The following is an 11,029-nucleotide window of genomic DNA, read 5'->3' on the forward strand; positions in this document are numbered from 1 at the left end:
TAAATATATATATATATATAAGGCTCTAATCTACTGATAGCTCATCTTCAAAATATTTGGGATCTTTTGTGTAATACCTCATTTTTTGAAGAAACCCTTCTTTTACTTGTTCGTCAGTACTATTATATCTCGCTTTTTCCCAAGCGGTCTGAAGTTTTATTGCATCATGTTCGTGAAAGAAACTACGTTTTTCTCCTTTGATTTTTTCATCCCACTTATGCATTTTATCAAGAAATGTCTTATTCTGCCCCTGCTCAATATGGCGTGCTATATGCATCAAATTTGAAGCGTCAATAATTTTAAGAGGATATTGTTCAATACCTATATCGATATATTTTTCTTCTTCGCCCTCGTACAATTCATCTATGTAGTAGGTAACATATTCATGGGCAGTCATTCCGTTTATGCGAAAAGTATCCGGAGTTTTTTTAATATCCTCAAGATACTCCTGAACCTTTTTCTGGTAGTTTTCGCTTCCGAAAACTTTCATATCAGGCGTGAACTGGTGCGGTGTTGGCGTTGGTTTTGGAGTTGCCTTTATTTCGCGTCCATTTTTATCATAAGAAATGCCATTTGGCATTCTTATTGTGACGTTATCACTACCGTTTCCGCCAACTTCTAATAAACCTTCTGCGCCCCCTGCCACACCAATCTCTGCTTTTACCTTTGAGATTCCTGCGTCTGTGGCGTCGCCATGCTCTTCCTTATTTGCGTTAACAATGGCATTGCTTGCATACAGCCCGACAAGCGCCGCAACTGTTCCAAATGCTAAGGCTTTTTTGTGCTTAATTACGCCGCCCATAATATAATCAATAACATCAAACGCTTTCTTAATAGGCAATTCCTCCGTCTTATGCGCGGGTACGCCAGAATCAGATACTGCCTTACCTCCTAAAATGTTTTTCGGCGGGGGCGCCATAAGCACAATCATTGCAGCGCCAAATGTGGTCATTTCTCTAATGTGTTTCGGCGCAGTTTTGCTGATTCCGCCGTATTTATTGTGCTCCACAGGAACTAACTGTTTCTCAAGATCGTCCAGTTTTTCCATAACGTCGGGATAATAGAAGCGCAAAGCATCATTATACAGGTTTTCTTCTTTATCATTGCCTGTGGCTTTATCTTTGAGATACTCGGCAAAAAATATCTTGGGGTCAACATCTATTGCGCCGTATATCTTTTCCGCCGACAAGCCGTGCTTTTTTGACATTTCGCGGACTCTTGAATCAAGCTCAATCATGCTGGAGAAAACAGAATCGTAATCAGGGCTGTGCGGTTCAGCTGCAAGCCCTTCAATTAAATATTCAAACCGATCGTTTTTCATACCAATCCCCTCTCAAACATTATTCAAGCCATTTCAAGGTTTGTTTTGCGCTGAAGCAGACCAAACCATTGAAAGTGTTACTATCCATATATGATGAACCACTATCAAAGAGTAACGCTACACTATTATTATGTGACGAACTACTATTTAAAGCCATGGGCTTTAAAGCTACGAGTGAGCGAGAGCGAAACGAAATGATTTAAACTTTAGAAATGGCTGTTTTTAATCATTTTGGCAGAAAAAGGCAAAAATCGGCAGAAAACGAATGGTTCGCCCAGGATTAATTTTAAAAGATATGTCTAAAGTGCTTTAATTATTTCACAGATGCTATATGATATTAGGAACGCAAGTTTAAGGCTTTTAAATACTACTGATTAATAGCGATGTATGGCAAAACCTCGCTCAAGTCCCGCTACAAAGAAATTTGATATAGCGCCTTATGTAGGGCCGATAAAAAACGTAGAATCCGACATATTCAATAATTTCAAGATGGCTGAATTGATGGGTGTTTCAAGCGATTCCATGAAGCTCAGATTGAAGGATATGACTCTGCGCGAATATCTCCAGCTCGAAGGCGGAGATCCTGCAAAAATTCCGATAAACATTGTTATCTTCAGAAGAGTTACAAAAAGAAGATTGTGGGTTTGGCGCCGTCAAACTTATATCAAATTGCCCGATGCATTCTTTCGGAAATATAAAATTACAAAGAAAATTGAGTTCTACTTCAAATTAAACACAATCGTATGTATTTTTGTCATTTCTTCCATGCTGGTTCTTATGCCCTCGCGCCCTATTCCTGAATATTTGTCGCCTCCGAACGGGAATGTGCCTACGCCATGCATCGGCGCGGCATTTATCTGCACTGTTCCGTCAATCAGCTTTAGCGCGCCATCCAACGCGCGATTCAGATCATTCGTAAATATCGACGCGTCAAGGCCGTATTGCGATTCGTTTGCCATGCGCAGCGCTTCTTCATAGTCTTTTACGCGAATTATTGAAACAACAGGACCGAAAGTCTCTTCCCAGGCTATGCGCATGTCTTTTGTTACATTGCCAAGAACCGTGGGCTCGAAATACAATCCTCTGACTTTCTTTCCTCCTGCAAAAAGGTGTGCGCCTTTCTCTACGGCGTCATTAACAAGAGCATCGATTTTTTCAAGCGCCTTTTGATTTATTATCGGGCCTATTGAGATGTCCGCATTTTTCGGAGAGCCGAGCTTCCATTTCGGCAGCTCTGCAAGTATTTTCTTTGTAAATTCGTCAGCAACGCTTTCAACAACCAGAATTCTGCTTATTGCGTCACAGCGCTGCCCTGAATATTTTAGCGCGCCGCTGATACATTCCTTTGCCGCAAGGTCAAGGTCTGCGTCTTCAAGAACAATTCCGGGAGACTTTCCGCCAAGTTCCATATGGATTTTTTTCATGCCTGCGGCTTTTGCTATATGTATTCCGACTTCAGAGCTTCCTGTAAATGAAATCATGTCAACTTTTTCGCTTTCGACAAGAATATCACCTATTTCTGCGGAGCTTCCTGAAACTACGTTGAAAGTGCCGTCAGGCATTCCTGCTATTTGAAGCAGTTTCGCAAGCATAATCAAGCATATGGGATCGTCGCTTGCAGGCTTTGAAATAACCGCATTTCCCGCAGCTATCGCCGGCGCGATTTTTGCAGATGCAATGAAAAGCGGATAATTGAACGGCGAAATCGCAAGAACTACGCCTAAAGGCTGCCTTCGAGTCATTGCTATTTTTTTCTTTGTGTGCGGGAAAGAATCACCGCTTATTGCTTCGCCTTTCAGCTCTTTTGCCTCTTCGGCTGCGAACTTGAACCTCTCGATTGTGGCATCGACTTCGCCTTCGGCGACTTTTACGGGCTTTCCGGCTTCGGCTACAATTGTGTCGACAAAGAAAGTTTTGTAATCGCTAAGAAGCTTTGCAGTTTTTTCAAGGATTTGGGCGCGCTCGTATGAAGACATTCCTGCAATTTTTGCCTTTGTATTGAAGGCAGAATCAAGTGCCCACAAAGCATCATTTTTTGACGCCTTTTGCACTTTTCCGACTATCGAGAAATCATCAGGATTGTGTACATTGAACGTGTGCTGGTTGGATGATTCAACCCATTTGCCGTCGATAAACATCTTGTATATTTGAACGCCGTCTGCCGCAGAAGGAAATCTGATTTCGTCGAAAATGTTAGACATGTATATATTATTGTGCATAAATGTATATATAGATTTTTGAGATTTTGAGTGGTGCTTTGTTGTATGTTTTCCAGTTTATCTTCTTTTTTCTCCGGTCTTGGTCTTTTCCCATGCTTATCCCCCCTGCGAAGCTGACGCTTCGCAGTAGATTATTTGTCAGAATCCGTATATGCGCTTATCGCTGGTGGACAACATCGAGTGGTGCTGTTGCACAATTCGCAGAGCACATACACCTTAGCGTTATCTGCAAAGCTAAAACCGAGTCATTCAAAATTCTTGCGTTCAACGCTAAGATTTGAGCAAGAATTTTGGCATATATAAATCTTATATAAATCTTATGCAACAGCACCATTTTGAGTAACTTTTGGCCGCGAGTATAATTTAATTTATTTTTCTAATTTATTTATTGCCTCACGCGTCATTTCATTCAGACGAATTGGTATTTCACTTTGATATAATGTGTTGATGTTTATTTTCAAAACGTTAATTATTTCATTAGCCGCAATTTCATCAAATAACTTTTCTCCGAGATATACTGGAATTGTAGTGGATTGTATTTTTTTAGCGGCAGTTATGGCTTCTATATATGCGTCTTGTAATGTTTTTAATCCATCAATCGTTGTATATAACTCACTATGTGGATGTATTTCAGCCTTTTTTTCAATTAACTTAATGCTGTTTTTACCGTCAGTAATATTTGCTTCATAAATTGTATGTTTTTCTCCTTGAGAACATTCAATGGAAATAGTTACTTTTTTAGGTTTTGTTTCATTCAAGTTAATTATAAATTCTTCAAGTGTTAGTGGATTTCCAAAAAATTTGTAAAATTGAGACATGTCATCACAAACTACTTATAAGTAACAATACTTTATAAACCTTTGCTTGCGCCGCCACATACAACTAATTAAGTTTAATTACTGGTTTTCAAATTATTCCGATATTCTAGAATTATCTAACATCCGCCACGCTTTTCTTCGCGCCGCAGGCCTCGCATTTTAAGAACCAGAGCCGGTTTTCCTTGAATAGCTTTGTGTCCGGCTTTTTGCACTCGTGGCAAAGGACGTACTCATCCACATATCGCTTGAATTTTTCATCGATCTGAATCATGCCGAATTTTCCTATGAATATTGCCGTGCCGTTCTCGATGTTGCCTGAACTGCCAAGGGAACGAGCCATATAATGCAGAAAGTGTTCCTGGTCGCGGCGAATAGTTGATGCAATCTGGAGAAAATCTTTGATAAATGTGCGGTTGCCCATTATCTGCGAGGAAATTTTCGGTATCTCAAAGCGCTCCTTCTGCAGGACTTTTTCAGGCACTTGAGCACGGGCGCGCTTTGCAAGTTCATCATAATTAAAATTATCCATAAGAACAAATTGTTTGGAAGTTATTTAAAGGTGTTATCCAAAAATAATCAAATATTCAAAAACCTGAACTTGTTTGATTATGCTGAATGGTGGCGCGATATTGCTCACACCCCGGATTTGCGCGCGAAATAAATGTTTCAAAACGTATTTTTTTATCAGAATCATAATTTTCTAATGTGCTCAAATACTCATTAAGAGACATATTTTTAAGCCGATAACGACATTTCCATGGCGCGTCTCCATAGTAATTCTTTCAGGATTAATATCTAATAATTATTTTTTAAATTCATTAAAAAAGATAACTTCGGTTGATATTTTTTTATAACCCAGATTATTATCCAATGCTTCTTTGTATGCATTCACTAGTTTTTCAAGCATAAAATTAATGATTGATAGAAATATTTAAAGATAATCGAGGCCGCTTATTCAGAAACCTCAAAAAATCTTTTTAGAAAAAGTATTAGAACCGTTGCCGAGAAGCGCACAGGTTGCCCCGCACGCCTCAAGGTTTCGGTAAGGGAGATAAAACAACATGAATAATTGCAAATGGTATTATCCCACGAGATAACTATCATATGTCTTTCCCTATATAAAAGCCTTTCGGTGTGCTTTAATATTGCTATATCGATATATCTTATGTTGCATTTGAGGTGCGCCTAGCGAAAAATCAGATATTAACGAATTCGATAATTAACGAATGGAATTATGACTTATTTACACGTATTATTTTTTTCGCCTTATCAACTTCAAATATCTTTCCCAAAAACCGCTCAACAACCCAAATATTTGTTTCAACATGCGGTGTAATTTCCTCTACTTTCACCGAACCTCCTGAAAGCGCGAGGTACGGCACAATCTGGTCGGCCATCCATTCATCAAGGCACGCGTCGGATTCCATCTGCTTATCAAGACGGTTTGCTGCCTCTTCACCAACTTTCTCAGCAGGCTTGTACAGCTCCCCTATTGCGCTAGCACCCAGTTTGCAGTTCTCGTAATTCGCGTCAAGATATATGAATGATCCTGGTGACGGCGTATTGCAATAAGAAATTTCTGTTTTTCCGTGATATTCTTTAAGGATATTTTTTGCGCCTTCAATCTGCCTTTCGGCGACTTTTGCGCCTTTCAGGCTTTCAGAGGCAACGCTTAGGAAATTTATTTTATCTAACGACCCCCTTTTTGTCAGGTTCAGCGGCTTAAGATTCGCGCATGGCGTTATTATCGCTTTGACAATGCCTCCGCCTTTTGGATAAAATCCATAACTTGCAAGCCCTACATTAATATCCACACCCATTTTTTTCAAAAAATAGCAGAATATGTCCTGAAAGTAGTTTATTGTCGGGCTCCACAGGACGCTGGTTCCTCCGGTTATTTCAAAAATAACATTTTCTCGCGCATGAAGTGCAGGCAAGACAATTGCCTGAAAAACAAGAGGGATTGATCCAGCAGTTCCAATATCTATTGAAAATGAGCCTCCCTGTATAGGATTTGGCGAAAATTCAAGTGCCAATGAGCCCATAGAAGCACCTTTTACTCTTGCATTGCAGAGCTTTGCCACTGCATTGACTGCCGCAAGATGCTGCGCCTGAATGCCGGGATTCTGCCTTCCTGCGCGTATATTTTCAATCCTCACAGCTTTGCCGGTAAGCGCGGAAAACGCAACAGCAGTCCGTATTATCTGCCCGCCGCCTTCGTGGTACGAGCCGTCTATGATAAGCATGATTCTTTATTCGGTAAAGAATATTATATAAGCACCGCATTCTAGTTTAAAGAGTTTTTGCAAAAGCCAGTTCTTTTTCAAGCTCTTTTTTGGATGATATTTTGCCTTCAAGTATCAATGGAACGTCGCGTTTTCGGATTATCGGCGCGATTTCCTTTTTGTGCAATAATGCGTGCCTTGAGCCTTCGCCGGAAATTTTATGCGCGCTTATATGAAATTCAGTTATTTTGCCGAAGAATGCTTCTTCGTATGCACTGAATGACTCTTCAGTATCCATACAATGCGCAAAATCCAGAACAATGCCGAGCTTTGAATATCTGTCAGTGATCTTTTATTTCGGTTAATTGCTGAACCTGTGCTAAATCAGCACGATTGAATATATAGACAAAAAACCATAATATTTATATGGACAAGCTTGTTGCAAAAACCGTTCAGGACATCAAGTCGCTTAAGATCCAAGGCGCGCGAAACATTGCACTCGCCGCGCTTGATGCACTGATTCACGTCGCGAAAAAGCATGGGTTTGAAAAAGAGTTCTTTACTGCGACAGACGCGCTTTCGAATTCAAGAAAAACGGCAGTGCCGCTTTACAATGTAATCGAGGCAGCGAAAAAAAGGAAAAGTATAGAAGTAATGGCTGAATTAAAGAGCTTTTTTGAAATCGCTGCAGAGAACATCGCAGAAAACGGCGCGGATCTGATAAAAGACAATACGGTGGTAATGACGCACTGCCATTCTTCAGAAGCCATTTTTGTGATGAAAGTCGCAAAAAATCGAGGAATTCATTTCAATGTCATTGTCACTGAAACCCGGCCAAAGATGCAAGGCGTCAGAACCGCGCAGGATTTGCGCGCTGCAAAAATCCCGGTGGATTATATTATCGATTCTGCCGCAGGATTGTATATGAAGTACGCAGGAATTTTTCTTGTCGGATGCGACTCGATAAGGCCTGAAGGAATCTACAACAAGATAGGCACGTACTTGATGGCAGTTTGCGCGCAAAAACACAAGGTTCCGGTTTATTTTGTCGGCGATTCGCTAAAGATTGACAGGCGAACGTCTATAGAACTCGAGATGCGCGATGTAAATGAAATAGCCAGATCCCGGGAGTTGAAAGGCGCGAAAATTCTGAACCCTGCGTTTGACTGTACGCCATGGAAGCTCATTTCAGGAGTTGTGACTGAAAAAGGAATATTTGCGAGCTGGAAAGAGCTGAATAAATAATTTTAGCATCATCGCATTATTCGTATGCCTCATTGAATAATTCTATTACTTGATAACCTTTTTCAGGAAACATCTGCTTTAAGAACGAATGTACGTTCCACAATTCCTCTTCTTTTAATTCTTCAGTTTCAGATATGTATGAATTGCCAAAATCGATTAATTTGGAATCTTTGTCAAGTAGATTAAAATATAAGTGCTTCCAAAAGTCGTCATTGTATATTATGTCATTTTTATGTACCGTACCCATTAATTCTCCAAAAGAAGTTACCCACATTTCATAATGCTTTCTGATATTTTGCTGTTCTGAATAAACTGGATTCCACCCTTTTGTTGGAGATAAAAATTCTTCAGTAATATATTTGCCATTGCCTTCTTTGAAAGGAGATGAAAATGATGTAATAACCTTCGGTCCTGCTGTTTTTTCTGATGCTATTTTTGAGGTACTCAATTCATCGAAGCTTTGTTCCGGCTTAATAATATAATACTGAATGGGTTTAGCTGTTTGAACTAAGAAAACAAAGTCATAGCCTTCTCTGAGTAATGAAGCGTATAGTTTTTGCGGTATTTTGCCGGAAATTTTCTTCATTCGGGCGTAATGATCTATGCCCAAGCTCAGATTATCTCGGATGTTTTTAAATAAATATAACTGCTCACAATCTACATATTGCTCGATTTTGTCAGTTAATGGCTTTAATTCTTGGCACAATTCTTTATGAACTGGTATCCAATGTTTTGGTAAACTCATATTACTACTAAGCAATACGAACATTTAAATAGGGATTATTGCCTTAGCAACCTTATTGCGACTGAAAAGGGTGTTTTTAACGCCAAAAAGGCGTTAAAAAACTTCAAGTACTATCGAAATAATTTTCAAGAACTGTAACGCGTTAAATAAATAAAATCATTGAAACATCTTCCGCACATCTTTTTCAAGGTGCTTTTTCACAAGCACTATGACACGATCCCCTAATCTCAACATCGTATGCACATCAGGTATAACAAACTCTTTACCTTCCTTTATTGCAACAATAAGGGATCCTCTCGGCTTCTCCAGGTCAAGCACCTTTTTGCCAAGAGCCCGTGACGTCAATGTGACTGTAAATTCCAGCATCTCTATATTGCCTCTGTGAATCATTGCGATATCAACAACATCCGGCTCTACAATCATGGATTCCAGCCGGGACGCAAAAGCGTCCTCCGGAGAAAGAACAATATCGACTCCGGCTTTTTTGAAAAGCTTTTCATAGCCCGGACCGGATAATCTTGCAAGAGTTTTTGCCTTGGACATCTCCTTTGCAAGAAGGCATGCCAATAAATTGGCTTCCTGACTTGAAGTGACTGCTGCAAAAACATCAGCACGCCCGATTTTTGCCTCTTTCAGCACATCTTCATCAGTGGCATCGCCATTTAGGACAACGCCGTTGAATTCATCGGCTATTTCCTGGCATTTTCGCTTATCTTCTTCTATCAGGATAACATCGTGTTTATGCGCCGAAAGCGTTTCAGCAAGCGACACCCCTATTTTTCCTCCACCGGCTATTATTATGTGCATAGTTTTCACCATTTTATAAATCTTAAGGTGTGTGCGCGTTTTTATCTTGCGGCGCGCACACCATATCAATATTCATCCCAGCAATCTTATGCGCATTGACTTGACTGCAATATAAATTAAAAGCGTAAGGGCCGCCCATATTTCAAGTCTGCCCGCCCACATAAGGAAAATCGCGGTACTCATGCTAAATGTGCCGTACGTAGAGATAACTGAAAGCCCGGAGTTGCCCAGTGCAGACGCTGACTGAAACATTGACAAATTAAGGCCATAGCCATCATACAAAAACACAAATGTTCCGAGCATAAATAATAAGAGATACAGCATCATGAACTTATATATGCTCAACAACGAATCGTTAGTATAACTTACATCGCCAATTCTTTTTGAGAATATCTGCCTTGGATTGCGTATGCGATTCATAGACCAGAGAAGGGACTTCAAGGCAACTAACACGCGGTTTATCTTTATTCCCGATGCAGTGGCGCCTGCATTGCCGCCCACAATCATCAATATGATAAGGGCAAAATATGAAAACCCGTGCCAGGCGCTGATTGAATCCAGGTTAAATCCCGTGCTTGAAGCTGCCGATACCACGGTGAATATCCCTGTTCTTAGCCCCCTGTCTGAATAAACAAAAGCCGTACCGATTATTATCAGAATGATAAACGATCTTACAAAGACGTCAGAAAAGAATTTGCGCAAATTTCCTGTCAGGAGGTCGTAATGCGAAAGAAACGATATTGAGCCGATGACCATTATGAGCATTATGATAAATTCTACAGTCGGGCTATTGTAATACGCGATGCTTTCGCTGTGCGTTGAAAGCCCGCCGGTTGCGATTGCAGTCATGCTGTGGTTTATCGCGTCAAACGGCGTCATGCCTGCCAAAAAAAGCAAGAGGATGCCTAAAACAGTATATGCCGCATAAATCCACCAGATCATCTTGATTGTACCAAGAATATTCGGCTTTATTTTTTCATTTCTGGCTTCTGCGTAATATAGGCTCGCGCTGGTGTTAAATACGCCGGCTATTGCGATGACAACTATCCCAACCCCTCCGAACCACTGCTGGACGCTTCTAAAAAAAAGCATTGCCTTTGGAAGCGTTTCAGGAACAAGAATGCTAAAGCCTGTTGTTGTCCACGCAGACATTGTTTCAAACAAAGATTCAAGAAGAGAGATATTTGCAAGCCCGATATACGGAATTGCAGACACAAGCGGTATTATCAGCCAGATAAGAGAAACGCACATAAGCCCTTCCTTGAGCAATGTTTTCTCATCAGTTCTGAAGACCTTTTCAATAGCATCGCCTAACACAAGAGCTGCCAAAAAAGCGATAAAAAAGTATTTTATGGTGAAATATTCGCCGTAATAAATCGCGGCAAATATCGGAAAAAGAAAGGAAATGCTCGAATATTTTACAACAACGCCCGTATCACGGAGAATCACTTTCAGATTCATTGTTAATCCCAATAGACCTTTTTTGATTTAAAACGATATATAGCCGAATGTTTTCCAAAGCACATATATACTAGAACGAACCTATAATATACTATGGGACTTTTATGAAATATGCGGATTACGTAAACTCAAAATACAAAATAAAAGAATCTGATCTCGTCTGCACATTTTTTGTTGAACCTAATGGC

General features: G+C 40.2%; 11 protein-coding genes. 1 reads left to right on the forward strand and 10 read right to left on the reverse strand.

The features are described 5' to 3' along the window. Positions 1-25 precede the first annotated feature (25 nt). From KKB09_01755 to KKB09_01785, 7 genes are all read right to left on the reverse strand, one after another. Positions 26-1,321 (reverse strand): hypothetical protein, encoded by a 1,296-nt coding sequence (locus tag KKB09_01755; protein MBU4299919.1) that lies wholly within the window; start codon positions 1,319-1,321, stop codon positions 26-28. Between the two features lie 437 nt (positions 1,322-1,758). After that, the gene (locus tag KKB09_01760; GenBank protein ID MBU4299920.1) at positions 1,759-1,926 is read right to left on the reverse strand and encodes a hypothetical protein; all 168 of its coding nucleotides are present in this window, start codon (positions 1,924-1,926) and stop codon (positions 1,759-1,761) included. A gap of 114 nt (positions 1,927-2,040) precedes the next feature. Next, positions 2,041-3,522 (reverse strand): aldehyde dehydrogenase family protein, encoded by a 1,482-nt coding sequence (locus KKB09_01765; GenBank protein MBU4299921.1) that lies wholly within the window; start codon positions 3,520-3,522, stop codon positions 2,041-2,043. Between the two features lie 386 nt (positions 3,523-3,908). After that, the gene (locus KKB09_01770; protein ID MBU4299922.1) at positions 3,909-4,358 is read right to left on the reverse strand and encodes a hypothetical protein; all 450 of its coding nucleotides are present in this window, start codon (positions 4,356-4,358) and stop codon (positions 3,909-3,911) included. A 112-nt stretch (positions 4,359-4,470) separates the two neighbouring features. Continuing rightward, a complete protein-coding gene (locus KKB09_01775; protein ID MBU4299923.1) occupies positions 4,471-4,887 on the reverse strand; it encodes a translation initiation factor IF-2 subunit beta in 417 nt (138 codons plus the stop codon). A 703-nt stretch (positions 4,888-5,590) separates the two neighbouring features. Then, positions 5,591-6,604, reverse strand: coding sequence for an RNA 3'-terminal phosphate cyclase (locus KKB09_01780; GenBank protein ID MBU4299924.1), 1,014 nt, complete (start codon positions 6,602-6,604; stop codon positions 5,591-5,593). A 46-nt stretch (positions 6,605-6,650) separates the two neighbouring features. Continuing rightward, the gene (locus tag KKB09_01785) at positions 6,651-6,881 is read right to left on the reverse strand and encodes a hypothetical protein (protein MBU4299925.1); all 231 of its coding nucleotides are present in this window, start codon (positions 6,879-6,881) and stop codon (positions 6,651-6,653) included. 128 nt (positions 6,882-7,009) lie between these two features. Between KKB09_01785 and KKB09_01790 the strand changes: the two genes are divergently transcribed. Then, positions 7,010-7,828 carry a translation initiation factor eIF-2B gene (locus KKB09_01790; GenBank protein ID MBU4299926.1) on the forward strand — a complete coding sequence of 273 codons (819 nt, stop codon included), beginning with the start codon at positions 7,010-7,012 and terminating at the stop codon, positions 7,826-7,828. 16 nt (positions 7,829-7,844) lie between these two features. On the opposite strand, the gene KKB09_01795 is transcribed toward KKB09_01790, so the two are convergent. The 3 genes from KKB09_01795 to KKB09_01805 all read right to left on the reverse strand — a co-directional run bounded on the left by KKB09_01795 (position 7,845) and on the right by KKB09_01805 (position 10,853). Beyond that, positions 7,845-8,573, reverse strand: coding sequence for a hypothetical protein (locus tag KKB09_01795; protein ID MBU4299927.1), 729 nt, complete (start codon positions 8,571-8,573; stop codon positions 7,845-7,847). Between the two features lie 156 nt (positions 8,574-8,729). Then, positions 8,730-9,380, reverse strand: a complete 651-nt coding sequence (locus tag KKB09_01800; protein MBU4299928.1) for an NAD-binding protein — start codon at positions 9,378-9,380, stop codon at positions 8,730-8,732. A 72-nt stretch (positions 9,381-9,452) separates the two neighbouring features. Further along, the gene (locus KKB09_01805; GenBank protein MBU4299929.1) at positions 9,453-10,853 is read right to left on the reverse strand and encodes a TrkH family potassium uptake protein; all 1,401 of its coding nucleotides are present in this window, start codon (positions 10,851-10,853) and stop codon (positions 9,453-9,455) included. Between the last annotated feature and the right edge of the window lie 176 nt (positions 10,854-11,029).

The sequence above is a fragment of the Nanoarchaeota archaeon genome, assembly GCA_018897155.1.
Lineage (GTDB): Archaea > EX4484-52 > EX4484-52 > EX4484-52 > LFW-46 > LFW-46.

Excerpts from the sequence above, each read along its gene's own strand:
- KKB09_01755 (MBU4299919.1), bottom strand. The coding sequence starts at position 1,321 with ATGAAAAACGATCGGTTTGAATATTTAATTGAAGGGCTTGCAGCTGAA.
- KKB09_01760 (MBU4299920.1), bottom strand. The coding sequence starts at position 1,926 with ATGTTTATCGGAATTTTTGCAGGATCTCCGCCTTCGAGCTGGAGATAT.
- KKB09_01765 (MBU4299921.1), bottom strand. The coding sequence starts at position 3,522 with ATGTCTAACATTTTCGACGAAATCAGATTTCCTTCTGCGGCAGACGGC.
- KKB09_01770 (MBU4299922.1), bottom strand. The coding sequence starts at position 4,358 with ATGTCTCAATTTTACAAATTTTTTGGAAATCCACTAACACTTGAAGAA.
- KKB09_01775 (MBU4299923.1), bottom strand. The coding sequence starts at position 4,887 with ATGGATAATTTTAATTATGATGAACTTGCAAAGCGCGCCCGTGCTCAA.
- KKB09_01780 (MBU4299924.1), bottom strand. The coding sequence starts at position 6,604 with ATGCTTATCATAGACGGCTCGTACCACGAAGGCGGCGGGCAGATAATA.
- KKB09_01785 (MBU4299925.1), bottom strand. The coding sequence starts at position 6,881 with ATGGATACTGAAGAGTCATTCAGTGCATACGAAGAAGCATTCTTCGGC.
- KKB09_01790 (MBU4299926.1), top strand. The coding sequence starts at position 7,010 with ATGGACAAGCTTGTTGCAAAAACCGTTCAGGACATCAAGTCGCTTAAG.
- KKB09_01795 (MBU4299927.1), bottom strand. The coding sequence starts at position 8,573 with ATGAGTTTACCAAAACATTGGATACCAGTTCATAAAGAATTGTGCCAA.
- KKB09_01800 (MBU4299928.1), bottom strand. The coding sequence starts at position 9,380 with ATGCACATAATAATAGCCGGTGGAGGAAAAATAGGGGTGTCGCTTGCT.